At 68.7% G+C, this 24945-nt stretch carries 28 protein-coding genes and 1 pseudogene; 23 read left to right on the top strand and 6 right to left on the bottom strand.

Features of this window, described 5'->3' with window-relative positions:
- Window positions 1-48: 48 nt before the first annotated feature.
- On the bottom strand, window positions 49-1293 hold the full coding sequence (locus LRD69_RS27920; RefSeq protein ID WP_277329293.1) for a helix-turn-helix transcriptional regulator: 1245 nt from the start codon (window positions 1291-1293) through the stop codon (window positions 49-51).
- A gap of 246 nt (window positions 1294-1539) precedes the next feature.
- On the opposite strand from LRD69_RS27920, the gene LRD69_RS27925 reads away from it, so the two are divergent.
- The 18 genes from LRD69_RS27925 to LRD69_RS28010 all read left to right on the top strand — a co-directional run bounded on the left by LRD69_RS27925 (window position 1540) and on the right by LRD69_RS28010 (window position 17215).
- Window positions 1540-1941 carry an ATP-binding protein gene (locus LRD69_RS27925; RefSeq protein ID WP_277329901.1) on the top strand — a complete coding sequence of 134 codons (402 nt, stop codon included), beginning with the start codon at window positions 1540-1542 and terminating at the stop codon, window positions 1939-1941.
- Window positions 1899-2519 (top strand): hypothetical protein, encoded by a 621-nt coding sequence (locus LRD69_RS27930; protein WP_277329294.1) that lies wholly within the window; start codon window positions 1899-1901, stop codon window positions 2517-2519. Before LRD69_RS27925 ends, LRD69_RS27930 begins: the two co-directional genes overlap by 43 nt.
- Before the next feature lie 130 nt (window positions 2520-2649).
- Window positions 2650-2904: a hypothetical protein gene (locus LRD69_RS27935; RefSeq protein WP_277329295.1), complete on the top strand. Its 255-nt coding sequence runs from the start codon at window positions 2650-2652 to the stop codon at window positions 2902-2904.
- Window positions 2905-3012: 108 nt separating this feature from the next.
- Entirely contained in the window at window positions 3013-3495 is a 483-nt protein-coding gene (locus LRD69_RS27940) for a DUF6082 family protein (RefSeq protein WP_277329296.1), read from the top strand.
- Window positions 3496-3528: 33 nt separating this feature from the next.
- Window positions 3529-4224 (top strand): HAD-IA family hydrolase, encoded by a 696-nt coding sequence (locus tag LRD69_RS27945; protein WP_277329297.1) that lies wholly within the window; start codon window positions 3529-3531, stop codon window positions 4222-4224.
- The gene (locus LRD69_RS27950) at window positions 4221-6068 is read left to right on the top strand and encodes a hypothetical protein (protein ID WP_277329298.1); all 1848 of its coding nucleotides are present in this window, start codon (window positions 4221-4223) and stop codon (window positions 6066-6068) included. The genes LRD69_RS27945 and LRD69_RS27950 overlap by 4 nt, the downstream gene beginning before the upstream one ends.
- Window positions 6065-7015, top strand: a complete 951-nt coding sequence (locus tag LRD69_RS27955; protein ID WP_277329299.1) for a thymidylate synthase — start codon at window positions 6065-6067, stop codon at window positions 7013-7015. The genes LRD69_RS27950 and LRD69_RS27955 overlap by 4 nt, the downstream gene beginning before the upstream one ends.
- Before the next feature lie 8 nt (window positions 7016-7023).
- Window positions 7024-8742, top strand: a complete 1719-nt coding sequence (locus LRD69_RS27960) for a carbamoyltransferase C-terminal domain-containing protein (protein ID WP_277329300.1) — start codon at window positions 7024-7026, stop codon at window positions 8740-8742.
- Entirely contained in the window at window positions 8739-9791 is a 1053-nt protein-coding gene (locus LRD69_RS27965; protein WP_277329301.1) for a hypothetical protein, read from the top strand. The genes LRD69_RS27960 and LRD69_RS27965 overlap by 4 nt, the downstream gene beginning before the upstream one ends.
- Before the next feature lie 96 nt (window positions 9792-9887).
- Complete coding sequence (locus tag LRD69_RS27970; protein ID WP_277329302.1) at window positions 9888-10397, top strand: topology modulation protein; 510 nt, start codon at window positions 9888-9890, stop codon at window positions 10395-10397.
- Between the two features lie 148 nt (window positions 10398-10545).
- The gene (locus LRD69_RS27975; RefSeq protein WP_277329303.1) at window positions 10546-11277 is read left to right on the top strand and encodes a class I SAM-dependent methyltransferase; all 732 of its coding nucleotides are present in this window, start codon (window positions 10546-10548) and stop codon (window positions 11275-11277) included.
- Window positions 11274-12035 (top strand): phosphotransferase, encoded by a 762-nt coding sequence (locus LRD69_RS27980; protein ID WP_277329304.1) that lies wholly within the window; start codon window positions 11274-11276, stop codon window positions 12033-12035. Before LRD69_RS27975 ends, LRD69_RS27980 begins: the two co-directional genes overlap by 4 nt.
- Window positions 12032-12688, top strand: coding sequence for a histidine phosphatase family protein (locus LRD69_RS27985; protein WP_277329305.1), 657 nt, complete (start codon window positions 12032-12034; stop codon window positions 12686-12688). Before LRD69_RS27980 ends, LRD69_RS27985 begins: the two co-directional genes overlap by 4 nt.
- Window positions 12685-13521: an aminoglycoside phosphotransferase gene (locus LRD69_RS27990; RefSeq protein WP_277329307.1), complete on the top strand. Its 837-nt coding sequence runs from the start codon at window positions 12685-12687 to the stop codon at window positions 13519-13521. The genes LRD69_RS27985 and LRD69_RS27990 overlap by 4 nt, the downstream gene beginning before the upstream one ends.
- 35 nt (window positions 13522-13556) lie before the next feature.
- Window positions 13557-14555, top strand: coding sequence for an NAD-dependent epimerase/dehydratase family protein (locus LRD69_RS27995; RefSeq protein ID WP_277329308.1), 999 nt, complete (start codon window positions 13557-13559; stop codon window positions 14553-14555).
- Window positions 14556-14586: 31 nt separating this feature from the next.
- Window positions 14587-15711, top strand: a complete 1125-nt coding sequence (locus LRD69_RS28000; RefSeq protein ID WP_277329309.1) for an adenosylhomocysteinase — start codon at window positions 14587-14589, stop codon at window positions 15709-15711.
- Between the two features lie 5 nt (window positions 15712-15716).
- Window positions 15717-16268, top strand: a complete 552-nt coding sequence (locus LRD69_RS28005) for an NUDIX domain-containing protein (protein ID WP_277329310.1) — start codon at window positions 15717-15719, stop codon at window positions 16266-16268.
- A 35-nt stretch (window positions 16269-16303) separates the two neighbouring features.
- Entirely contained in the window at window positions 16304-17215 is a 912-nt protein-coding gene (locus tag LRD69_RS28010; RefSeq protein WP_277329311.1) for a 3-deoxy-manno-octulosonate cytidylyltransferase, read from the top strand.
- On the opposite strand, the pseudogene LRD69_RS28015 reads toward LRD69_RS28010, so the two are convergent.
- From LRD69_RS28015 to LRD69_RS28035, 5 genes and pseudogenes are all read right to left on the bottom strand, one after another.
- Window positions 17118-17444: pseudogene (locus LRD69_RS28015) on the bottom strand (transposase); the annotation flags it as partial. The gene LRD69_RS28010 and the pseudogene LRD69_RS28015 overlap by 98 nt on opposite strands.
- 334 nt (window positions 17445-17778) lie before the next feature.
- Complete coding sequence (locus LRD69_RS28020) at window positions 17779-18363, bottom strand: hypothetical protein (protein ID WP_277329312.1); 585 nt, start codon at window positions 18361-18363, stop codon at window positions 17779-17781.
- Window positions 18360-19532 carry an MAB_1171c family putative transporter gene (locus LRD69_RS28025; RefSeq protein ID WP_346771925.1) on the bottom strand — a complete coding sequence of 391 codons (1173 nt, stop codon included), beginning with the start codon at window positions 19530-19532 and terminating at the stop codon, window positions 18360-18362. The genes LRD69_RS28020 and LRD69_RS28025 overlap by 4 nt, the downstream gene beginning before the upstream one ends.
- Before the next feature lie 4 nt (window positions 19533-19536).
- Window positions 19537-20064 carry a hypothetical protein gene (locus LRD69_RS28030; protein ID WP_277329314.1) on the bottom strand — a complete coding sequence of 176 codons (528 nt, stop codon included), beginning with the start codon at window positions 20062-20064 and terminating at the stop codon, window positions 19537-19539.
- 201 nt (window positions 20065-20265) lie between these two features.
- Window positions 20266-20694, bottom strand: coding sequence for a helix-turn-helix transcriptional regulator (locus LRD69_RS28035; RefSeq protein ID WP_277329315.1), 429 nt, complete (start codon window positions 20692-20694; stop codon window positions 20266-20268).
- Window positions 20695-21096: 402 nt separating this feature from the next.
- On the opposite strand from LRD69_RS28035, the gene LRD69_RS28040 reads away from it, so the two are divergent.
- The 5 genes from LRD69_RS28040 to LRD69_RS28060 all read left to right on the top strand — a co-directional run bounded on the left by LRD69_RS28040 (window position 21097) and on the right by LRD69_RS28060 (window position 24873).
- Window positions 21097-21423, top strand: a complete 327-nt coding sequence (locus tag LRD69_RS28040) for a transcriptional regulator (protein ID WP_277329316.1) — start codon at window positions 21097-21099, stop codon at window positions 21421-21423.
- A gap of 1 nt (window position 21424) precedes the next feature.
- Window positions 21425-22444 carry a hypothetical protein gene (locus LRD69_RS28045; protein ID WP_277329317.1) on the top strand — a complete coding sequence of 340 codons (1020 nt, stop codon included), beginning with the start codon at window positions 21425-21427 and terminating at the stop codon, window positions 22442-22444.
- Window positions 22444-23151: an ATP-binding protein gene (locus tag LRD69_RS28050; protein ID WP_277329318.1), complete on the top strand. Its 708-nt coding sequence runs from the start codon at window positions 22444-22446 to the stop codon at window positions 23149-23151. The genes LRD69_RS28045 and LRD69_RS28050 overlap by 1 nt, the downstream gene beginning before the upstream one ends.
- A gap of 118 nt (window positions 23152-23269) precedes the next feature.
- Window positions 23270-23836 (top strand): WhiB family transcriptional regulator, encoded by a 567-nt coding sequence (locus tag LRD69_RS28055; protein ID WP_277329319.1) that lies wholly within the window; start codon window positions 23270-23272, stop codon window positions 23834-23836.
- Window positions 23833-24873 (top strand): DUF2637 domain-containing protein, encoded by a 1041-nt coding sequence (locus LRD69_RS28060; protein ID WP_277329320.1) that lies wholly within the window; start codon window positions 23833-23835, stop codon window positions 24871-24873. The genes LRD69_RS28055 and LRD69_RS28060 overlap by 4 nt, the downstream gene beginning before the upstream one ends.
- Window positions 24874-24945: the final 72 nt, after the last annotated feature.

The raw sequence follows: 24945 nt of genomic DNA on the forward strand, positions 1-24945 counted from the left end.
CACGCGATTCAGCGCCTCGCTCTTGCCGAGCCTGCACGCTGGGATGGTTCACAACGTCGCGAACGTCAGCAGGTGGTCGACCAGATCATGCTCCGTGTCGGGAAGTCCGGCAGCGATGGCCTGCGCCCGTTGACGGCCCATGGTGTTGGGCTTCGACTCCGCTGCCGCTGCGAACTGGTGCGCGACGTAGGCCCCGCGGTCTACGTCGCCGCCCCGCAGAAGTGCCGACGCAAGGTCCCCGAGGACGACCACGCCGGACTCGGGTAGTTGCCCGCCGAGGCGCTCGACTGCGGAGTCGGCGGTGGCAGTCAGCTCCTGACGCTTGAGTTCGCCGTAGACAGAGAGCGTTAAGGAGTCCATTCGGTACGGCGTCACGAAGCGGACCCACGCCTGCTCACTCGTATGGTCGGCGAAGTCATAGGCGAACTTCGCCTGTTCCAGCGCTCGGAGAGCGCCGGCGTCATCGCCGGACTGAGCGGCTTCCTCCGCGTACCGGCCCAGGGCCCACGCTGCGGCGGTTGCGTTGCCACGCCCGCGCACGTCCTGAGCTGCCTGCGACAGCATCTCCAGCGCCTTCGCAGGGCTGGCGGCGCCGTAGCTTGCGTAGCCCAGCGCCAGGGCGCGCAGAGGGGGGTGCCCAGCCTTCTTCGCGCACTCCGAGGTCACTCCGTAATAGGAGGCGGCCTTGTCGTGCTCACTAAGATCCCAGGCAACCCACCCGGCAAGAGCTGCGGTCTCTCCCGCCGCGATGGTCAGCGCTCGCTCATGGGTTCCGGCGCGGGGAAGGGCTGCGGTGATCGCGTCCAGGTGCGCCTCGACCCGAGCCTGCAGACTAAGCGCGCTCTCGCTCAGCTCGTCTACGTGCAACCGAGCAGCGTGATCAATGAGTACGCCCGCCGACTCAGGGTCGATCTTGGAACCCTTGCTGAGTGCATAGGCGAGCCGGCCCCACGGCTCAGCAGCCGCAGCCGCACCGACGACGGCGCCTCCCAGCAACGTTCGGCGCTTCACGTCTTCCAAATCCTCCGCTTCGGCCTTGTTCTCTCGCCGCCTGGCGCGGGAGGCTTTCGCCTCGCGCAGCAGTGGCTCCAGCGGGACGCCGCAGGCCAAAGCGATGTTCCCCAGGGTGTGGTCCGTGGGAACGTTGGCACCCTTTTCGTACCGATTGACCTCTCGGCGGGTCATCGTTGCCCGGCCGGAAGCGGCGTTGATCGCAGCGGCCTGCTCGTCCTGCGTCCGATTCGCGTTACGCCGCAGGTGACGGAGTAGCTCGGCAAATGGATCCACTGCCATGAGTCTGACCTCTATCGGTGGGCGAACTCCAATCCTCCCCTCAACTTCCCCCTGTTTTCCCCCCTTGACAAAGATTTCCCCCTCCGGTTTCCCCTGTTCCGGATCACGAAGCCACGGTGCGATGGGCACATGACCACGCACCGGACAGCAACGTCACCCCGACCTGGGGGTGATGGCGGTGGCGCCCGCATCGCCGGCAACGCACCCACTGGGTGTCCGCTGACCTCTCGCATCTTCGAGATGGCCATGGAGCCGGTGGGTGTACACGTCGCTCAGGCACGACGAACCACAGCCACCGTGCTGAGGCAGTGGTCGTTGTCGGACGCTCTGGCAGAAGACGCCCGGCTCGTCGTCTCGGAGTTGGTGTCCAACGCGATCACCCACGGCTCTGGGGATGTCCGCCTGCGACTGCGGCACGACGACCACGAGCTTCGGATCCGGGTCACCGACGACAGCACCGCCCCGGCCAGGCGACGACGTGCGGGTGCCGGTGATCTCGGTGGTCGAGGGCTGCACCTCGTCGCCCGCTTGTCGCTTCGGTGGGGCGTCGCGGACGGCGGCCGAACTACCTACGCCGTCATCCCCACTCTTACGGAGGCACCCCCATGTCGCCGCACGACGCAGTCAAGCTCGGACCCGACGTGTTGAGCCCCGTTGCCCTCGGCCGGGGTCGTGAGAAGCAGACGGCCGGCGGGTCGCCGGTTGCCAGCAAGGACCGTCCGAGGTGGTCCCGCACCTCACTCCCTGCGAAGCGCCAGTCCCGGGCTGGCCAACTCCGAGCACTCCGCCAGCACTTCTTCCGACAGGTCGTCGACACGCAGGATCTCAGGAAGGACGATCAGCCGCTGCGCGTGCTGGCGTACAGCTTGGTACTGAGTCCGAGGGCCCGACCCGACGAGGACTGGGGCACGCTACAGGCTGAGGCCGAGCAGTACGGTTACGCGATCGGCGCTCGGCTCCACGATGTGGCCGTCCCAGTGACCACGACGTACTTCTCCGCCTCCCGTGTGAGCCGGGGCGTCTACACGCCCCCGTGGCAGCGCCCTGGTTGGCGGGAAGCCGAGCGGCAGCTCCGAGACGGCTTGGCGGAGGGTGTGATCGTCCTCGACCGGCACAACATCAGCTCCGATGACGACGAGTACCACTCCGTGATCATGCGCCTGGGCGAGCACTGCCGGGCGTTTCTCCACCTCGTGATCTCCGAGGAGCCCATCGCGCCGACTTGAAGGCGTCCACTGCGCTGGATGGACAGGAAGGGCTGGGGCTGGAGGCAGATCAGCGCCCAGGTCCTCCTCGTCACCACCGTGAGCGCCGCGCTCGCCATCACCTTCAAATACACCTGACCGAGGGCTGACCATGACTTTCGAGGGACACACCGATCGGGCGCCGCGCCTCCTGCCTCACCGCGAGCAGGGCGAAGCGCTCCTCGCCATCCGGGCGGCCACCCCGAAGGCGCCCAGCGAAGTGGGACTCGACCTCTTCGCCGTGCCCGCCGGCGAGGTGCAGGGGGGTGGCTTCGACCTCTATCGCTTTCACCGGCTCTCTCGCCTGCCGGTCGCGCCGAACGGAGCGGTCTCGTCTTCGACTGACGGACCGCCGGACGCAGCCTGACTTCCCTCAAGCGAGCGCGACGGCGAACGCTGCTGCCCCGAAGCCGTCACCCCTGCCCGTCGCCAGTCGCCCTGCACCACCCCATCCATCCGCGAGCAAAGGTTGCAGATGAACCGTCCCGTTCTCGCTCTGGCCGCCACCATCGCCCTCGCATCCGCGGTACACACCGCCCAGCGGCACCTGCAGCACCGCCAGTTCCTGGAGCTGGCGGTGCACCAGGCCCACGGCCGCATGCTCGAAGTCGCGACGAGGCACCCGGACTTGGATCCGAAATGGGTGCGCAACCATCCCGATCACGTCAAGGACGACGAATCGGGTCCCCTTCTGATGTGTCAGTGGTGGCTTGAGTTCTGGCGTACCGGCCTCAACCTCGGTGTGTTCACACCCGCCGTGCTGCGGCAGAACGCGAAGAACTTCATGCAAGACCCGACGGCCCTCAAGGCGTGGGCGCTGTCCCGCCACGGGCGTGCTCTGCAGTCCCGAGGCCGGCGCGACCGCACGCACGTGGCGTTGCTCAACGCAGCCTTCGAGGAGGCCGGCGGCCCGGCCCAGTACCCCGAGTCGGAACTTGAACCGGCTTCGGCCCTCTGAGGCGCAACGGCCACCCCTGACGAGAGGAAGATCATGACTGTTCCCGCTCACGAATCGCCACCAGCTCCGGCCGCGCCGAGCGACCACACGTCGCGCGCTCTTCTCCTCGACCTCGACGGCGTCCTGCTCGACACGCGTCCGGTGATGCGGAAGGCGTGGCGGAGGGTCCAAGAGATCCATGGCGTCACGCTCCCGTTCAACGACTACGAGCGCCATCTGGGCCGCGAGTTCGGCGACATCATGCAGCGACTGGGCGTGACCGACGCCGAGGCAGTCCGCCGAACGTACGAAGCGGAATCCGTGGCCACCGCGCACCTCGCGCAGCAGTTCACCGGCATCGTCGAGATGCTCCACGCCTTCGTGGCCGCCGACTGGCGGCTGGGTGTGGTTACGTCCAAGCACGTCGACCGTGCGGCCCCGCTCCTCGCGCGCCTCGGGTGCCCCTTCGCGACCATCCGCACGCCTGCGGGAGCGGGCCGGACGAAGCCGGCCCCGGATCCGCTCCTCCTGGCCCTGGTCGATCTGAAAGTCGACCCCGCCGCTGCCGTCTACGTGGGGGACATGGCGGTCGACCAGGAGTCCGCCGCACGCGCCGGGGTCGCCTATGTGCACGCTGGATGGGGTTACGGGCAGCCGACGGCTCCCGCCCCCGAGACGGCCGCTTCGCCCAGGGAACTGCTGCGCCTTCTCCTCCCCGCCAAGCAGCTCGTCGAGGGGAGCAAGGTGTGAGTCCCCGCACGACTGGTGGCCTGGGCCTGGTCCGCTCCTCCTTCGCCGGGAAGCCGAGATGGGCTCTCGTCGGAAGCGGCGCGCTGGCGCACGCGCGAACCGACCACGTCCACACCGCGGAACTGGAAGCGACGGCCGTCGACAAGCATGTACTGCGCGCCGGCGTTGAAGACGTCATGGCTGCCCTCGACCGCCACAGCGCCTCGCTGGCCTCCACCCTGGGCGGAGCCGGCTGGCTCCATGTCCTGCACGTTCCCGTGCGGCGCTTCGTCGCCGAGATCGTGCGCAAACTCCTGGCCCTGAAAGCATGGGCGCCGTTCGCCTCGGCCCCAGGGCCCCTGGCCCTGGCCCCGTACGAGGGACTCGTGGGGCTGCGTTCGAGCAGTTCGCGTGAGTATCTGGCCTACACCGTGACCTGGTCCGGCATCGCGTACCTGCTCGGGGCTGCGGCACCGCACAACCCGACCCGCTCCGCCCAGCTACGCAACCGCGCCCGGACAAGTACGGCGAACACGGAACCGAGTCCACTCCCCTCGAACCTCGGACGACAGGACGTTCTGGCGCTGTCGTGGACCTCCCGCCACGCTGCCACGCTGACCCCGGTTCTCGCCGAACTGGCGCGCGACGGCCAGAAGAGTCTCCTGCTCGATCTCGCCACCGATCCCGCGGAGCTGTGCAGCGCGGGATCGGTGACGGGCATCGAGCTGCGCTCGGCTCCGAGCGACCTCTTCACCCTCTCCGGCACCGCCGAGGGCCTACACCTGCCCGACGACGAGCAAGCCGTCATCATAGAAGGCCACGGTGTTCAACTCGCCAGGCTTGTAAGGCTCTTGTCCGTGCTGCTCGAAACCAGTGGGGGCTGCACCCAGCCGTCGTGGCGGACCCTGGTGCGGGCGGAGAGCTGGCTCGACGACATGCTGTCGACTACCAGGCCGCACACCGTTCTTCTGAGCAACGACACCAGCCCCCTGGGCGTGCTGGCCGCTCGCGCCGCCGAGCGACACGGTGCGAACTCGGTTCACGTCCAGCATGGGGCGTGGACGGCGGGATCGGTCGCCTGGCCGGCCCTGCACAGCCGCGACATCATTGTCATGGGCGACCGGGACCTCGCTCTGGGACGAGCGTGGGTGCGTCACCCCGATGCCGAGGTGCACGTACTCGGACAGCCCCGCTTCGACGTACTCGCTGGCCTCGGCCGCGAAGCGCAGCGACGGTACCTGGAGAAGCTACTGGCTCCGGCTGGCCGCCGCGCGCCCGCCCGGATCGCGGTGTGGGCCTGCCAGCCGTTCAGCCCCGATCACCTCGCGTCCCACGCGAACCTTCTCCTGGACGGACTCGCAAAGGCGGACGGCGACTGGGGTCTCGTCGTCGCTCCACACCCAGCCCAGGGCGCCGACGCCTACGCCTCTCTGGTGGAGCGGGACGACGGGCCCCTCGTTGCCGTGGCCGATTCCCGGGTCGGTGCACGAGGCTGCCTCGCCGGCGCTGACGCCCTGGCGAGCGCGTACTCGACGTGCGGTATCGAAGCCGCGCTGCTCGGCGTCCCCGTGCTCGAAATCGGCCCGCCGGGCGAACACACCCTGGACCTGACCGGTCACGGTCTTGCGACTCGGTGCCACGACGCCGGTGGCATCGCCGAAGTGCTTTCCGCACTGCGCGAGCCTCGTACGCCGATCCCGCAGAAGTCCCTGGATGCGGTGTGCCGGTGGCGCGGCGACAGTGCGGCTCGGATCGCTCGCCTCATCACCGACCGCGCCGCATCCTGCACAAGGCCCGGCAATTTCACACACCAAGATGCGGGCGCCTCTGCGTCGCCCCAGGACGAAGGAGCATCCGTCCGATGACACACCTCACCGCCGACAGCATGGCCGAGCTGTTCTCCGGCGCCGTCACGCTGGCCAAGTCCGGCGAGAAGGTCAGCCCCCGGGGCATGGCCACCCGCGAAGTCCGCGACGTGCACCTGCTCCTCACGCAGCCGCGCGCCCGCCTGCTCTACGCGCCCCCGGTCCGGATCGTGAACCCGGCCTTCGCGGTCGCCGAGACGGTCTGGCACCTGTCCGGATCCGACGCCTCGTGGATCTTCGACTACAACAACCGGCTGCGGCAGTTCGCCGACGACGGCGTCCTCCTGGGGGCGTACGGACCCAGGATGCGGAACTGGGCCGGCAAGGTGGACCAACTGGCCCGCGTTGTGGAGATCCTCCAGGCCGACCCCGACTCCCGGCGGGCCCTGATCCAGCTCTACGACCCGGCCCAGGACGCCGCCGGGCACAAGGATGTGCCCTGCACCCTCGGCTTCCGCTTCCACCTGCGCGCCGGCCGCCTGCACATGGCGACCATGATGCGCGGCCAGGACGTGTGGATCGGCATGCCGTACGACGTGTTCTTCTACACCGTGCTGCACGAGCTGGTCGCCGGGTGGCTCGACGCGGAGCTGGGCGAGTTCCACCTTCACGTCGGCTCGCTCCACGTCTACGAGGAACACGTCGAGCGGGCCGAGGAACTGACGTCGCTCGCGGCGAGCCCGGTCATGCCCGACCTGCGGACTCCGTGGAAGGGCTTCGACGGCCTACTCGACCAGGTCGAGGCCCGCGACGTGACTGGCCACCCCTGCTGGGACACGATGGCCGAGACGCTGCGCAGCTACCGGCTGTGGAAGGACGGACAGCGCACGCAGGCGTGGCGGGCGGCCGACGCGATCGACGGTCCCCTCGGCCAGGCCCTCACCGCCTGGTACGGCGAGCTGGAACGCCGCTCCTCCAAGCCCGCCGCGACCGCCGGGGCGAGGTGACGGCCAGCGTGAAGCGCACCCCTTCCGTCGTCCTCGGCCTGTGCTCGTACACCCACGACTCTTCGGCCGCCCTGCTGGTGGACGGCGAACTGATCGGCTTCGTCGAGGAGGAACGCCTCTCCGAGCAGAAGCACACCAAGCTCTACCCGAGCCGCGCCATCGCATGGCTGCTCGGCCAGGCGAAGCTCACCGCCGCCGACGTGGACGCCGTCGCCTACAACTTCCAGCCTGCCCGCTACCTCTCTGAGTCGCCCGCCGCCCTGCGCCTGGCGCTCTCCCCGGCGACCCGCGACCGGGCCCTGGCCCGAGCCCACGGGTTCGCCAAGGTGGCTCTGCGCACCCAGCTCCGCCTACGGCTGATCGGCCGGCAGTTCCCCGCCGCCCGCGTCACCCCGGTCCTGCACCACCGCGCCCACCAACTCACCGCCTTCGCCGCCTCGGGCTGGGACGAGTCCGCCGTGCTCGTGGTCGACAGCCTCGGCGAGCGGCAGACCACCACCATCGCCTACGGACACACCGCGATCCGTCCTGTGACGCAGACCCTGGAAGCGATCAACGACCCGGCCTCGCTCGGGTACGTGTACGGCGCCGTCACCGAGCACCTGGGCTGGCGCCGGGGCGACGAGGAAGGCACCGTCATGGCGCTGGCCGCCCTCGGCGACCCCGCCCGCTTCCGCCACCTGTTCGCCCAGGCTGTCCGCACGACCGCGACCGGCTTCCACATCAACCCCGCCTACTTCCCCACGCGCACCCTCACGTCGGGATACGACCGGACGTCCGGCCGCTTCGTCGCCGAGACCTGCCCTGAGCGGCACCCGAGCGAGCCCCTGGCCGAAGTCCACCAGGACCTTGCGGCGGCCCTCCAGGAGCGGACCGAACAGGTCATGGTGCACCTGGCCCGCCGAGCCCGGGGGCTCACCGGCTCCCCGCGCCTGTGCGTGGGGGGCGGTGTCGCCACGAACTGCGTGAGCATCGGGAAGATCATCGAGGCTGGCGTCTTCGACGAGGTGTTCGTGCCGCCCGCGCCCGGTGACGCCGGAACCGCGATCGGCGCCGCCCTCGCTGTGCACATCAACGAACGCAGCCCACGCCCGCTCGCCGGCATCGCCCGCACCTGCTACCTCGGCCCGTCCTACGAGGCCCAGCCCCTTGACCTCACGCCCTGGCCCGGCCTCCACCAGAAGACCTTCGGCATCGAAACCGCCGAGTTCCTCGCCGACCAGCTCGCCGACGGCACCATCGTCGGCCTGTTCCAGGGTGCCGTCGAAGCCGGGCCGCGCGCCCTGGGCAACCGCTCGATCCTCGCCTCCCCACTGGAGCCCGGTGTCGTCGAGCGGCTGAATGCCACCGTGAAGTTCCGCGAACCGTTCCGGCCCTTCGCCCCGATGGTCCTGGCCGAGCGCGCCGACGAGTTCTTCACCCTCGGCCAGCAGGCGCCGTACATGTCCATGGCCTCCGGCGTGACGGACAAGACGCGCGAGCAGGTGCCGGCCATCGTGCACGCCAACGGCACTTCCCGCCTGCAGACCGTCACCAGGTCGCAGAACCCATTCATGCACGCGGTCCTGACCGCCTTCGGCAGCCGCACCGGGGTGCCCGTACTGATCAACACCTCCCTCAACGTGAAGGGCAAGCCGATCTGCGGGACACCGGAGATGGCCCTGGACTGCCTGGCCAACTCCGGGCTCGACGCCCTGCTCCTCGAAGGGCGGTGGATCACCAAATGAAGATCGGATACAGCTTCTGGGGCTTCCTCGGCAACGGCGTCACCGACACCCCGGACGGGGGCCGCAGCCACCGCCGCCCCTTCATCGACGCCCTCCTCGCCCGCGGTCACGACATCGTCTTCCTGCAGGCCGACCGCGACCGCCTCGAAGCGGGCGAGGACCTCGGCGGCACGTACACCTTCGACGACGACCTTCCGGGCATCCACGTCCTGTTCCTGGAGTGGCGCTGGGCGATCACCGGCCGCAACACCACCATGTGCGGGAGCGAGGGGCACACCTGCGACCTGCACCGCCAGGCCCAGCTCATCAACCACTACACCGTGCGGCACCAGACGCCCACCGTGATCTGGGACAAGGACCGCACCCTGCGAGCCGAAAGCATGTGGCGCCGCACGGCACACACCCGTGTCTGCGAGGCAGCCCTCGCCCCGACCCACGGAGCGCGCTCTCTGCTCTTCCCAGTCGCCGAGGACCTCCTCGCCCAGGCAGATCCCTTCGCTCTCGCAGCTCAGCAGCGGGACCTGGCCCTCGGCTACGTGGGTAACCAGTACGACCGCGACGAGTCATTCGACCGCTTCTTCGCCCCGGCCGCCGCTCGCGCCGATCACCTGGTCGCCGGGAAGTGGAAGAAGACCGACCGCTGGCCGCACGTCCGCTTCGTCGGCCGGATCCCGTTCGAGGCAGCCGCTGGCGTCTACGGTCGGTCCCTGGCCACGGTGCTCATGCTGCCCGAGCGGTACGCCGCCGTCGGGCAGATGACCCAGCGCATCTTCGAGGCCGTGCTCGCCGGATGCCTGCCGTTGGCCCCGGCAAACATCCGCTTCGCCGACCGGTTCGTCCCCAAGGAGCTGGTCGTGCGCTCCGGCAGCGACGTGATCGAACGTCTCTCCTACCTCCGCGAGATCGCCGGCACACAGCAGCACGCCGACCTGATCGCCGCGTGCGTGGACCGCCTGCGCCTGTTCGGCCTGAGCAAGCAGGTCGACACCCTGGAATCCGTCCTGCACGGGCTCGGCCAGGTCACCGTGACCGAGCGGGGAGCTGCCTGATGCCGACCGCCACCCAGGCCCTGACGCCTGGATCATCCGTACGTGTCCTGGAGGATGGCCCCGCCGGACACCCGACCCTCTCTACGCTGGAGCACCATGAAGAAGGTCGCCATCGTCGGCTGCGGAGGCAGCGGCAAATCCCACGTGGCCTGCGAACTGGGCACGATCCTCGACGCCCCGGTGACGCACCTGGACGCCGCGTTCTACGACGACGAGTGGAACGCGCTGCCCATGGACAAGTTCACCGACGTGCAACGCGAGCTGGTCGCGCAGCCGCGCTGGGTGATCGACGGCAACTACAACTCGACGCTGCAGGTACGGCTCGAAGCCTGCGACACGGTGGTCCTGATGGACGTGTCGACCGTGGCGGCGCTGTACGGGATCTTCTCCCGGCAGATCCGCCACGGGGCCGGGCACAAGGGCAACGGGGTGCACAACCGCATCCACTGGGGCGTGATCAAGTACGTCGCCACGTACCGGCGCAAGATGCGGCCCCGCGTGATGGCGAAGATCGAGGAGTTCGGCTCCGGCGCCGATCAGGTGTTGCTGGCCAACCGGCGCCAGACGCGCCGCTGGCTGCGGAAGGTAGCGGCCCAGCAGTCCTGAACGGCCGGCGCCCTCGGTCAGGGGGTGCGGCATGAACGAGCCCAATCCGTTTCTAAACCCTGCCCGGCAGCGGGATCTGTACGGGCATGCCTCGCGGTTGGCCGGTCGGACCAGCGCCTTGATGCGTGCCAAGATCTCCGGTCGACCCGTGCCCGAGACGATCGTCAGCCTGGTGCAGACCCACCACGGGCAGCCTGACCGGCTCGGCGTGGTGCTCGACATCGGCTGCGGTCGCGGCACGAGCAGCCTCGTCATCGCCGAGCAGCTCCGACCGCGGCGCGTCGTCGGCCTGGACGCCGCGCCTTCCCTGCTCGCCCAGGCCCGCGAGCGCGCCAAGGAGCTGCCCGACAACACGGTGGACTTCGTCGAAGGCGACTTCCACGACCTCCCGCTGCCCACCGGGTCGAGCGACGTCGTCGTCGCCGCGTTCTGCCTCTACCACTCGCCGCAGCCCAGGGACGTCATCGCGCAGATCGCCAGGGTCCTCGCCCCCGGGGGCTTGGCTGTGCTCGTCACCAAGGGCCTCGACAGCTACCAGGAGATGGACAGGCTGGTCGCCTCCGCCGGCCTCGATCCGCGTGCCGCTCAGCACGAAAGCCTCTACACCGCAGCCCACAGCGGCAACCTCGCCGACTTGGCCGCCTCCTCGCTCGACGTGATCGCTGTCCTGGACGAGGAGCACGTCTTCACCTTCGACGGCCACGACCATACGGCGCAGTACCTGGCCACCAACCCCAAGTACGATCTCGCGCCCGGCCTGTACGGCAACCCCGGGGCCCTGGCTGCGAACCTGCACGAGTTCCTTCCCGACCAGCTGCTGACTACCCGGTCCCGTATCACCTTCGTTCTCGCCCAGCCGATCGAAGGACAGCCGGCATGAGCCTCACGCCGTTCACCAAGCACTACGCCATTCCGGAGCGCGCGACGGGGGCTGTGCGCCACTACAGGTGGATCAACGAGCACGCAAAGCCTCTGCGGCAGCCGGCGCTCCACACCGTCGGGCCGGACAGCCTGACGTTCGAACGGATCGAGGGCCGCTCCGTACGTCCCGAGGATCTCCCGCGCGTGGCGGAACTGCTGGGCCACGCCCACGGTGCCGCCTGGGCCAGCGACCTGCGGTCCGCCTCGCTGGACACGCCGCACCACTTCCGGGACGGCACGACGTTCGACGACTACCTCGGCCCCCGGAGGTTTGCCCTACGGCGACGCCACGAGCAGGGGTACCTGCCGAACAGGGCGGCCTTGCACGCGATGCTCGGCCTGCTGGAAGCGACCGCCAAAGGACCGTGCGCCTTCTATAAGGACAGCAACCCGCGGAACTTCATCATCACCAGCACGCAGGACGTCGTCGCCGTCGACACCGACGACCTGTCCCTGGCCCCGATGGGCTACGACCTCGCCAAGCTCGTCGCGACGCTCCAGCTGACCTACGGACCGCTCGCGGACCAAGCCGTCACCACTGCCCTGCTCGCGTACAACGCGGCAGCCGTACGCCACGACGCCCGGCTGGGCACGACGGACCGAGGCCAGTTCGACAGCTTCCTGGGCCTGCACGCCGTGCTCACCGCCCCGTACGTCGGCCGCAACGGCTACCGCTACCGCTTGCCCCTCCGTTTCCACCACCGAGGAGCCTCATGATCACCACCGAACTCGTCTTCGTACGACACGGCCAGGCCCAGTGCAACGCCGACGGCCTCGTCGGGGGCCCACGCACCTGCACCGGCCTGACCAACCTCGGGTACGCCCAGGCCGAACAGGCCGCGCGCCGCCTGGCGACCGAGCACCTGAAGAAGCCCTTCGACGTCGTCTACACCGGGCCGCGGATCCGTCTCGTCCAGACCGGCGAGATCATCGCCCAGACCCTCCAGATCCCCGTGCGCCACGACGACCGTCTCGACGGCCCGGTCCACGGCGATGCCGACGGCAAGCCCTGGGACGCGGTGAAGACGGCCGCCGACGGAGGACCGCACGCGCATCCCGACACTCCCTGGGCCGCTGGCTCCGACACCTGGAACGGATTCCTGAAGCGCGCCAGCAGGAACCTGAGCCAGCTCATCAAGGAGAACCACGGGAAGCGCATCGTCTTCGCGGCCCACGGGGAGACGGTGATCACCGCACACACTCTGCTGCTCGGCATCCCAATTGGCTCGCCGGCGGGCTTCACCCACAACCACGCCTCCATCACCCGCTGGCAGCACCGCCGCAACCGCCTGGGCCAGACCCGCTGGATGCTCGACCGGCACAACGACACCGAGCACCTCAGTCTCCTCACCCCGGAGCCGACCCCTTGATCGCGACCTCGGACGACCCCCGGATCCGACTGGCGCAGCACTTCATCGGTGCAGTCGAGATCGCACCGGACCCCGCGCTTCCACCCCGGGTCGTGCGTCTGGTCACCCGCGACGGGCGTCACTTCGTCGCCAAACAGCATGCGGAGCGAGACCGGTACGCCCGGGAACTCCACGCCTACGGAGCGTTGAGCACCCACCTGGTCGACCACGCGCCGAAACTGGTCGGCCGGGACGACGCCACCCTCACCCTACTGCTCACTGCCCTCACCGGCGATCGGGCGGACGCCGTGGCCCCCGGCTCACCTGAGGAGGAACTGGCCCACCACGAGGCCGGCCACGTCCTCGGCAAGCTCCACCAGGCCACCTCCATGCCCCAGGGCGGCGCAGTCGGCGCGGCGCTCGCCCAGCGCTTCCAAAGCTGGATCGACCAGGCCGTCCGCACCGACCTGATCGACACGGCCGAGGGAACCCTGCTGCAGCACCACGCGGCAATCCTGGGAAACAGCCGCATGGACAGCGCGGTATGCCATCTCGACTACCAGCCGCGCAACTGGCTGATAGGCGACACCTTCGGCATCTGCGACTTCGAGCACATGCGACATGACGCCCGCGTCCGCGACTTCGCACGGCTCGAATTCCGACGCTGGCAAGCCGCTCCCCACCTGCGCCTCGCCTTCTTTGACGGCTACGGGCGTTCGCCGAGCGACACCGAGCGACGCCTCCTGGAGTCATTCGGGGCCATCGAGGCGGCCACGGCCCTGGTTAAAGGCCATCAGGAGAACGACCCCGCACTGAGCGCGCACGGCAGAACCGTCCTGTCCCGGCTCGCCTGACCTCCCCCTTCCACAACACTTCTCTGGAGATCCCCGTGCCACAGCACGAGCAGCCCCCGACCAACGCTGCCCCTCGACGGGCCGTGGTGACCGGCTCCGCCGGATTCATCGGCTCCCACCTCGCACACGCCCTCGTCCAGGCTGGCACCATCGTGATCGGCGTGGACCGCCGAGATCCGTCCAGCGACCCCACGGCTGCAGCCAATCTCGCTGCGCTGCGAGGGCGCCCGGGATACCACCACGTCACGGCCGACCTCCTCCACTGCGCGATCGACCCCCTCCTGATCGACGCGGACGCGGTCTTCCACCTCGCCGGAATCCCCGGTGTACGGCCCTCCTGGGGACCGCAGTTCGGCGACTACCTCACGTCCAACGTGCTGGCCACCCACCGCGTCCTCGAAGCCTCCACCCGCATCGGTGTCCCCCGACTGGTCGTCGCCTCCTCCTCCAGCGTCTACGGTCCGACCGACGGTGGCGCGAGCCTCGAGTCCGACCGCCCGAGTCCCGCCTCCCCGTACGCCGTGACCAAACTGGCCGAGGAGCAGCTCTGCCTCGCCTACGCCGAGCGTCCCATCGGCCCCAACGTCGTCGCCCTGCGGTACTTCACCGTCTACGGCCCCCGGCAGCGCGCCGACATGTTCACCCATCGCGCCCTGCACGCCGCCCTGACCGGACAGCCCCTGCCTCTGTACGGAGACGGCAACCAGCGACGCGACTTCACCTACATCGACGACGTGGTCGCTGCCACGATCGCCGCCGCCGTCGTGCCGACCGCTCACGGCGCCATCAACGTCGGCGGCGGATCGAACGCATCGCTGCTGGACGTGATCAACATCGCCACCAGCCTCATCGGCCGCGACATCCAGCTCCTCCAGGACCACGCGAGCAACGGTGACGTCCTCCTCACCCGAGCCGACCCCAGCCGCGCCCGAGAAGTCCTCGGCTGGCAGCCGCGAGTCGACCTCCACAACGGACTGCGCGCCCACATGCATGCCCTGGCTGCCCAGGTTCCGGACTACAGCCGGGCCGCGTAGCCCTACGGCTCGGAGCCCGAGAGGAGTGCTCATGGAAACTCCCGAGCGAGCGCGACTGGACGCCTTCTTCCGGCGGATCACCGCGCAGTTCCCCGCCGGCGAGACGATCACGACGCTGGTCATTACGCACCTGCTCCCGGAAAGACCGGCGTTCCTGCGAGCCATGACCGCGGTGTCCACGATCGGCGCCGTACTGCCCAAGCCTCGGTCGATCCACCACCCGACCCTCGACGCGGTCCGCCGCGCCCTGCCGGTACACGACCTGACCCGGGAGCGGTTCACCGACGAGACACAGGCCCTGGACTACCTGGAGGACACGGCCGGCGGCCAGGATGTCGTCCTGGTGGACATCGGCGGGTACTTCGCGGCGAGCCTCGACACCCTCGTGAACAAGTTCTCCGGCCGCATCCTCGGCGTCGTCGAGGACACCGAGAACGGACACCAACGGTACGCGGCCCTCGGCTCCCTGCCGTGCCCGGTCGTGTCCGTGGCCCGCTCCCCGCTAAAGGACTGCGAGGACCACCTCGTCGGCCGGTCGATTGTGTTCTCGACCGACGCCCTCGTCCGCGCCCGCGGGGACATCCTCACGAGCCGCAATGCCTGCGTCATCGGCTTCGGCAAGATCGGCCGCGCCATCGCCCAGACCCTGCGCGCCCAAGACCTGCGCGTCACCGTGTACGACAGCGATCCGGTCAAGCGGGTACAGGCGCACTCCCTCGGCTTTCGCACCAGCGCGTCCACCGCCGAGGCCGTCCGCGACGCGGAACTCGTCCTGTGCGCCACCGGCAATCTCGCCCTTCAGCATGAGGACTTCGCCGCCCTACGGAACGGCGCGTACCTCGGATCGGTGACCTCTTCCGAGGACGAACTCGAACTCGGCAGCCTTCACGACCTCTACGAACGCCACTCAGTCGGTGCCCAGTTGACGCGATACGAGGTCCTCACCGGCCATTACTTCTACGTTCTCGCCGACGGGGGTGCCGTCAACTTCGTGCACGGCGCCGCCGTCGGCGCCTACATCCACCTCGTCCAGGCCGAGATACTCGCCGCCACCGCCGCACTCAGCCACGCCCGCTTCCAGCCCGGACTGCACGAGATGCCGGCGGCCGACCGCGACGCCATCGCCAGAACCTGGCTCCGCCACTTCGAAAGGTGACTTCGGTGCCTCCCTCAGCCGACCACGTCCGCTCTGTCACCGAGGCGTACCTCGCCCTCCACCCGGACGAACGCGACTCCCTCACCCTGCTGTTCGCCGCGCTCGCCAGCACGGACGCCCCCACCAGCCGCAAGACCTTCCCCGCCCACGTGACCTGCAGCGCCATCCTCATCAACGGTGAAGGGCTCGTGTTGCACATCGCACACAAGGCGTCCGGGAAACTGCTGGCGCCCGGCGGGCACAACGAACCGGCCGACCGGCACCTGCGTGAGGCCGCCCTGCGCGAACTGCATGAGGAGGCCGGCATCCCGCCCAGCGCCGTCGAACCCCTCGCCGGCTACGAGGACGTCCCCCTCGACATCGACGTGCACACGATCGACGCGAACCCGTCGAAGAACGAGCCAGCCCACCACCACGTGGACTTCCGCTGGGCCTTCCACCTCGGTGCAGAACACGCGGTGACGCTCCAAGAAGAGGAGGTCGACGGCTACGAGTGGCGGCCGTTCGCAAGTGCCGCTTCACCCACCGTCCGCGCCAAGCTCGCCCTGCCCACCTGAACTGCCCACTCCACCCCGACCACCAGGAGGACGCCGTGGCCGCCACCACAGCCCAACCGACCGGCGCCAAACCGCGCCGCCACATCGCCGTCATACCCTGCCGATGGGGGGCTTCCCGTTTCCCCGGCAAACCACTGGCCGTCCTCGGCGACAAGCCGCTGTTCTGGCACGTCCACCAGCGCTGCCTGGAGGCGAAACGTCTCGACGGAGCCATCGTTGCGACCGACGACGAGCGCATCGAAGCGGCGTGCCGACAACTGGGCATCGAGTGCATCCGCACCGGGGAGCACCTCACCGGCACCGATCGCGTTGCGGAGGTCGCCGAGCGCCTGCCAGCCGAGGCGTACATCAACGTCCAGGGCGACGAGCCGTTCATCTCGCCGACCGCGATCGACGACGTCTCCGAGGCCCTGGAATACAAGCCGCCGGGCACCCTCGCCGTGAACGCCTACGCCGAACTACACGACCCTGGCGCCGTCCTCGACCACAACGTCGTCAAGGTCGTTGTTTCGGCCCGCGGCGAGGCCCTGATGTTCTCGCGCCAGCCCATCCCCTATCCCAAAGGCGACCGCCCGAAGTACCTACGCCAACTGGGCCTCTACGGCTTCACCGGCCAGGCTCTCCAACGCTTCCGTCAGCTCCAGCAGGGGCCCCTGGAGCGTGCCGAAGGAGTGGAGATGCTGCGCTTCGTCGAACACGGCCACGCCGTACAGATGGTCCCTGTCCTGGACGACGGTGTAGCGGTAGACACCCCGGAGGATCTGACGCGAGCCGAGCGCTTCCTCGATCAGTACGACGGAGCGGTCCGTACGCGTTGGACCGCACGGCGTTCTGCACGGTGGGACGGACTCACCTCATCCGCGACTCGTGCTCGATCTTCGGAAAGCCCCCGCTCTCACACACCATCTGCTGGTGGTGATCGGGGCGGCGTTCGTGGTCGCGGTTGAGGCGGCGTGAGCGGGAGAGCCAGCTCAGCGTGCGTTCCACCACCCACCTGCGGGCCAGTAGGACAAATCCGCGTTGCCCATCGGATCGGCGCACGATCTCGATCCGGACCCCGTGACGGGCGAACGCCGAGGTCAGCGCCGGGCCCTGGTAGGCGCTGTCGACCCACACCAGTTTCAGCAGCCGGCCCGGCTGGTCCATGAACGTTGTCCCGGGTGCCGGCGAGGCCCGCCGCCCGCGAATCTGCGCGACCTACGGGCACGACGTCACGGCGTGGGAGGGCTATCCCATTCTCGCGTGCGCCCGAGAGCTGCGGATGGCGACGTACGCCGTCCAGCATGCGGCCGGCAACGAAGAATGGATCAGCCAAGCGCAGTACCGGATCGACTGCCTGCGCGGTCGATCCGGTCCGCGGCCGTGGACGTGGACGGGAATCCTCTGATCAGGACGTTCGCCGACGCACCGCTGGGGTCAGCTCGGCGGCGAATCGGCCCTGTGCCAGCGGCGTGATGCCGCACCTCGCACTCGTCGAGTTGTACGAGCTGGCCCGCTCACCGAAACCGCGCTACCTGAGAAGCCCGAACGTCACGGCAGCGGCAACTCCGCCCAGCAGGGCACCGACGATGGTCTGCGCGACGGTGTGGTCCCGGAGTTGCACGCGGGACCACCCGATGGCGGCGACGACAAGGGCGAGGCCGGCCATGGGCGCCCCGAAGGCGAGTGCCAGGATCGTGGCCACTCCACCGGCGACGGCGGTGTGGACCGACACTTTCCACCAGACGGTGACCACCATGGTGGCCGCCAGGCCGACGAGCATGGCGATGACCAGAGCGAAGAGCTCACGGGGAGCGTCGAAGACGACCTGGATCAGGATGCCGACGAGCACGGAGACCATGGTCGCCGTGAGTGGGACGGCACGCTGGGACCGGACCTTGACGTGTTTGTCCGTCCAGGACCTGCGTTTCACGCCGAACAGGATGATGGCGAAGGGAATGCCGCCGCAGAACAATGCGGCGAGAAGCCCCCAAGCCAGCCCTTCGAGGCTTCTCGTGCTGTGCCAGCCGATGATCAGCAGGATGGCTATCACGAGGTAAGCCGGCGCAAGGGCGTCGGTGACTGTGCGGGCCAGACGAGTTGACGTGAGTTTCATCCTGAACTCCGGGCGGAGGCGAATTCTCGAACAAGTGCTGATTCGTAGGCTGTTGCCAGGTGCCTCAAGGCTTCGACTTCGCTGCGAAGGTCCTTGCCGCCACTGGCCGGGGCTGTGTGCTCACCCACGCGGGCATCTCCGTTTTCCCGCGCCTCCTTGGCCCTGGCGATCCAGCACGCCTCGGCGTATATCTCGGCCTGGGCGCCTATGAGGCCCTTCTCCGCGACGTAACGTGCGGCCTCCGACCGTAGGGTCGGGGAGGCATGATCCCCGAGATCCAGAATCGCGTCTCGGATTTCTATCCCCCGTCGATACAGGCGACGGCGGGTGTGGCGGAAAAGAAGAGCATCCGCTTGACCGCTGCGCGGTGGATCGAGACGCACTGAAGGGACAGCGGCAGTGAGCTCGAGCCAGAGAGGGTAGAGCCGCGTGAGAGCGAGATGGGCGCGGCCCCATTGGTGGAGTCGGCGGACGACCGGCAAGGTGCTTCCGGCGAGGATGAAGACCAAAGCCCCGAACAAGAGGGCGCTGCTGACGTTTTCATCAGTCCGCGGGGATAGCGGCGTCAGACCGAAGTAACGAAGCGTCAAGGCCAGTACGCGGTGACCCGCGTAGACGATACCCAGCGCCGTTCCCAAGCCGGTGATCCGAAGCCCGCGCCCCAGGAGGCCGGCTTCCGGAAGGCGGCCCCATCGCCAGCACAGTCGAGTGGCACTGACGAGAGCCGTACCGAGGTAGCTGGACCAGATGACGCCGTAGACGGCGATACGCCCGTCGTCGGCGAAGTCGGTGAGAAGATCGGTGGCTTCCCCGGGCTGCGGAGCGGCGAAGAACAGCAGGGTCAGACCGACTCCTGCGGCAAGAGGGACGGCGATGCGCGGACGTGATCCGCGGAGCGAGGTGGCCTGCTCCTGTGCAACGTCATACACGAAGGTCAGTACGGCGTATGCGGCTGTGATGCCTGCCAGGTGCTTGCAGAGGGTCGCCACGTTGTGGATCCCCAGCCAGGAATCCAGAACCGATGAGACACCGTCCGGACGGATGGTCATGGCTATGGACAGCGCGAAGAACGCTACCCAAAGAGCGCGCTTCGCCGGAACACGCCAGGCGGCTGGCGCGCGCCACACCGTGACCATCCACAAGAGGGTTGCGGGGATGAGGGAGACCATCAGATCAGGAGTCGCTCAGCGCGTCGTCGAGGCGCTGCAGGACGGGGTTGCTTCGGGTCTCGTTCGGGGAGAACAAGTTGGCTTTCCTGGCAAGAAGGTCGGCGAGCTGCTCGGCGGCTCGCTCATCCTCCGTGTTGTAACTGGCCCGCCCGAGCACACTTTTCACGGCTGATGAGTCAACCCGCTTGAAGAGATGTGCCATTCGTTCAACCTGCAACGAAGTGTGTTCCAGCAGCATGTGACTTATTTCGTGGAGGACGATGTGTGTGCGGTGAAGCGGGGAAGTCGATTCCTCGTGGAAAATGTGATCGGCCCGCTCCGTGGCGATCCAGGCCCCGCAGGGAACTCCGCTGGACGTGATTCCCGGAGTGCTGTGAAGGTATACGGGGCGTCCGCGTTGTGCAGACAGCATCTCGCAGAAGGTCTGTACGTCAAACGGGTCGGGGATCTCTGTCGCGGCGAGGAGGTCCTTGTGCTTCGGGGATTTCGCCGCGCTGCTGCCCACCCGACCGAAGTGACTGCGCAGGTTCAACGTAATGCTCCGGTTCGATGTCTTACCGAAGCGTTCTTCGGTCGAATCACGATACGACAGTGATCACGCTCGAATTGGCGGGGGTGAATGCAGAGAACGTCCGTTACTGATCTTGTGTCAGTTGATCAAGCTTGAAAATGGTGCATAGTGCGTCTTTTTAGCGTCGATCTTTGCGGCGTGGAATCGGCATGGTGACGACCGTCACGCGCTCGGCTTCTCGGGGTCGTCGTGAAGCCCCTCCAGTGCGCGCGCCCGCTCGATGAATCCGCTGATCGTCGAGAGCGTTTCGGTCGACAGGCCGGCGGCGCGTAGGGCCACGGCGCGGACGTCGGCATCCCGCATGGTCGTCAGGAGGGCCAGCTCGGCTTCGATCTGCTCCGACTCCTTGGCGTCGAAGAAGTACGCCGGAGGTACGCCGAAGAAGGTGGCCAACGCTCTGATCGTTTCCAGCTTCGGGTTGCGGTTGGAGCCGGTCCGAAGCTGCTGAATGGCGCTGGCCGAGATGGATGTCCCCGTGCTCTCCCGGATGCCGGCGGACACCTCGGCGTAGGTGTACGGCCCTCGTCCCTTGGGGTGTATGTCTCTGAAGAGCCGGTCGAGCAGTTCCGCGAACTGCCGCTCTGTGGTCATTCCGGATCCCTTCGCTGCGCGGGTGAGCCCATCCACTTCGGTGGTGCTACTCGTTCGATCGTATCGAATGGCGACACTGCGGTTGACGGAGCGTCGCGATTGCGGTGTATGTTGATCGCTCATTCATCCACTGGAGTGGTGATTGCCTGGTCAGGGCGGGTGCGAGAGGTGGACTTGTAACGAGGCTCACCCTATGGTCCTGGTCCCAGCAGATCGCCTGTAGGCGCTGCGGCAACGAACGAGAGGCAGGTGACAGGGAGGGAAGAGGGGCCCAGTGCCCGGGAGCTACCAACTCCCGGAGCGCCAGGCCGGCGCCCCAGAGGGGCCGACTCACATCTCGCGGGCGGCGGGCTTTTTCAGGAGAACCACCGCACCGCGCTCCTACGAACAACGGAGTATCGCATGCTCGCCACGCCGAGCGGAATCCCGGCCTGCCCGGAGATCGGCCGCCAGCACCGCCTCGCCGCCCAGCTCACCGACATGATCCCGGGCGCGGTCACCATCCGCGTCAGCCTGGCCGACCCGAGCCAGGCCTGGCCGCACCCGCACGCCAGTGCCAAGGGCGAGGCCGGCGAAACGGTGGCGTTGAGCCGGACGACCGCCAGGGTCGCCGCCCGCTGGATCCTGCGGGTCTGGCCGGAGGCGGACTGGACACGGCCGCGCACCTTCGACCTCGCCGACGCGCCCCTCACCCGCAGCGACCTGATCGCCGCCGGTGGGGGCCGCTGACATGGCGCGGATACGAACCATCAAGCCGGAGGCGTTCGTCTCCGAGTCGCTCGCCGAGGTGAGCGTCGAGGCCGAGCGGACCTTCTTCGGACTGCTCACCCAAGCCGACGACCACGGCCGCCACCGCGACAACGCCGCGATCATCGCCGGGCTGCTCTGGCCCCTGCGCGCCGAACACACCTCGGTCCACGTCGAGGACGACCTCCACCAGCTCGCGAATGCAGGCCTGGTCTGCCGGTATACCGGCTGTGACGGCCGCCGCTATCTCCACATCGTGACCTGGTCCGAGCACCAGAAGATCGACAAGCCGAGTCAGTCCCGCCTGCCCTCCTGCCCGCAGCACCAGGCTGCCCACCGGTGCGCACCCTGCAAGGGCACCTGCACCGAGCGGACGCAGGCACCGTCTACTCCTCCCGGAGTGTTTGCCGAGGCTTCGCCGAACACTCCCCGAGGCCTCGATCTGCCCGCCCAGGCCGCCGCGACGCTTTCCGGCCACACAGGCAGGCCTCCCACCGCCCAGCAGGACCCACTCGACGGCACGGTCGGCACCCATAACCACACGGGCACGAAAAGCGCAGGTCAGGACGCATTCGCCGAACCTTCCCCGAACCTTCCCCGAAGCCTCGGGGAAGGTTCGGCGCCTGGATCTAGGATCTTGGATCCTGGATCTTCTTTCCCTACGGGGCGCACAGCGCCCGCAGACACCGTCTCGGCTAATCAGCTGGTCGGCGAGTACATCGCTGCCTGCGGGGAGCGTCCGCCCAGCGACGTGATCGGACACCTCGGTCGGATCACCAAGAAGCTCCTGGCCGAGGGAATCGCTCCGGAGCACATCCGGGCCGGGCTGCGGAACTTTGCGGCCAACCCCAAGCACCCGAGCGTGCTGACCAGCATGGTCAACGAGGCCATGAACGCGAGGTCCGGCGGTTTGGTACGGCCGGGAAGCTGGCCTAACGTGCCCGCTCACCAGGCGTGGACCAACCCGGCCGACGCTGCCGCCGCCTACGCCGAGGAGCTGTGATGCGTACCCATACCCGCGAACCGCAGACCCTTGCCGGCGAGGGCACCCTGGACCGGATTGCCCGGATCCTGGCCGCCCGCCATATCGACCCGGCCACCGTCGCCGCAACAGCCGACGACCCCGAGCCCTTCTCGCCGCTGGACGCCCTGTCGGCCGGGATGCCTCCGCGGTACCAGGCCGCCATCGCTGACCACCCTCAGGTCCTGGCCTGGGCGCGCGACGTCGCCCAGGCGGCGGTCGCCCCCAGCCCGGGAGCTCGACGGCAGGTCACCACCGGCCCCAGCCTGCTGATGGCCGGCGTCGTCGGCGCCGGCAAAACCCACCAGGCATACGGTGCGATCCGACTCCTGGTGCAGAGCGGGGCCGGCGTGCGTTGGCGCGCGACCACCGCCGCCGACCTGTACGCAGACCTGCGCCCCCGCCCCGGGGTCGACAGCGAGCGGGAACTGGCGGCCTACAGCCGGGTGCCGCTGCTGATCATCGACGACCTCGGCGCGGCCAAGGCGTCCGAGTGGGTCGAGGAAGTGACGTACCGGCTGATCAACCACCGCTACAACCACATGCTCCCGACCCTGATCACCACCAACCTGGCGATCAAGGACCTCAAGGCCTACCTCGGCGACCGCGTCACCTCCCGCCTCGCCCAGATGACCACCCGGGTCGAGTTCGAACCGGTCGACCGCAGACGCCACCGCGCCGCAGCCTGACCCACCGCAGGCCGCCCCGCCGGGCCGCGCCCTCAGCGCGCCGCCCCATGCACCTCACGACCCAGCGCACCCCTCCGCCGACACCCCTTGTGCGCGGAGAGCGATCGGAGCAACCCGCATGACCACCACGACGATCAGCCCTGCCCACCACCGGTCCCTGGGCGATCACACCTGGCAGGACCAGGCCGTCTGCCAGTCCACCGAGTACAACCCGGTGGACCCCGAAATCTTCTTCCCCGAGCCCGACGAGACCGCCAAGATCACCGCCGCGAAGACGCTGTGCGGCCAGTGCCCGGTCCGCCGCGCCTGCCTGGACGCCGCCCTCGAAAACAGCGACACCGACGGCATCCGGGGCGGACGGACCGAGGAGGAACGCCGGCCGCTGCACGAAAAGCTCGCCCACCGCCTCGACTACAGCCGCGTCAACGCCACTATCGCCGGACGCGACGTCCACCTCACCAAGGCCGAACGCCGCGCGGTCGTCCAGGTCGCCTACCGCCACCGCCTCACCGAACAGCGCCTGGCCTGGCTCCTGAAGATCACCGAGGAACACGCCCAGAAGCTGTATCGCGAAACCCGCAGGGCACTCGTACACCGTGACCTGGAGCCGGCCACGAAGACCGTCCCGCCACCCGCGGCCGACGGTGAGCGCCTGGGTCGCGCCGACTTCGGGACGGCGGCATGACCAACGCGCACGCACCAAGGACGGCGCACATCACCGGCTGGGACCGCACGGTCGTCATCGCCCTGGGCGGCGCGGGCTGCGCCCTGTCGTACGACGCCCTCCAGCAGATGGCCGTCGCCATCCACATCCGCGGCTTCCTGACCTACCTCTTCCCCCTGGTGATCGACGGGTTCATCGCCTACGGAGTACGGGCCCTGCTCGTCCTGCGCGACGCACCCCTGCGCGCCCGGCTTTATGTCTGGACGCTGTTCGGCACGGCGACGGCCGCCAGTATCTGGGCCAACGCGCTGCACGCGGTCAGGCTCAACCAGGAGGCGGGCTCGGTCACCGGTCTGCGGCTCGGGGACACGGTGGTCGCCGTGCTGTCCACTATCGCCCCGCTCGCCCTGGCCGGAGCTGTCCACCTCTACATCCTCATCGCCCGGGGACAGGTCAAAGACAGTGACCGGGAGGACCTCGGTCACCCCGGTCACTCCGGTTACCTCGGTCAGGCTGACCGGCCCGAGGGCGTCGAGGTCACCCGGGCCGACCGGATCGGTCAGGTCAGTACCGGACAGTCGGTCACTGCCTTGACCGACCGGCCATGCCCGTCCCCGGACAAGTCGACCCCGAGTCCCCGGTCACTGACCGGGGACAGCGCCCCGGCGGACAGCGGTGACCCGGTCACCGGTCACCACGATCAGCCGCACCAGGCCGCTGACCTGCCCGGACAGTCGGACACCACACAGTCGGTCACTGACCGACCGACCGGCACCGAGCCGGTCACCGGTTACCGGAACAGCCCCGTACCGGTCACCGACCGCCCGGGCACCGACCGGGGCACCCGGACCACCGGTGACCGGCGGTCTGACCCGGACACCGAGGAGCTTCTGAAGATTGCCCGGTCAGCGGTCAGGGCCGAGGACAAGCTGACCCGCAAGGTGGTCGCCCAGGCGATCCGCGGTCAGCAGATCCCGCTCTCCAGCGACACGCTGACCGCCCTGATGGCCCAACTCCGCGCGCAGCACGGACAGCCGGTCACCTCCGCCCGGAACTGACCGGACAACCCGAAGCGGGTGACCGCCCCGAACGCCCTCGGCTCGGTCACCCGCCGCGGACACGCACCCCCA

It is taken from the genome of Streptomyces sp. JH14 (assembly GCF_029428675.1).
GTDB lineage: Bacteria > Actinomycetota > Actinomycetes > Streptomycetales > Streptomycetaceae > Streptomyces.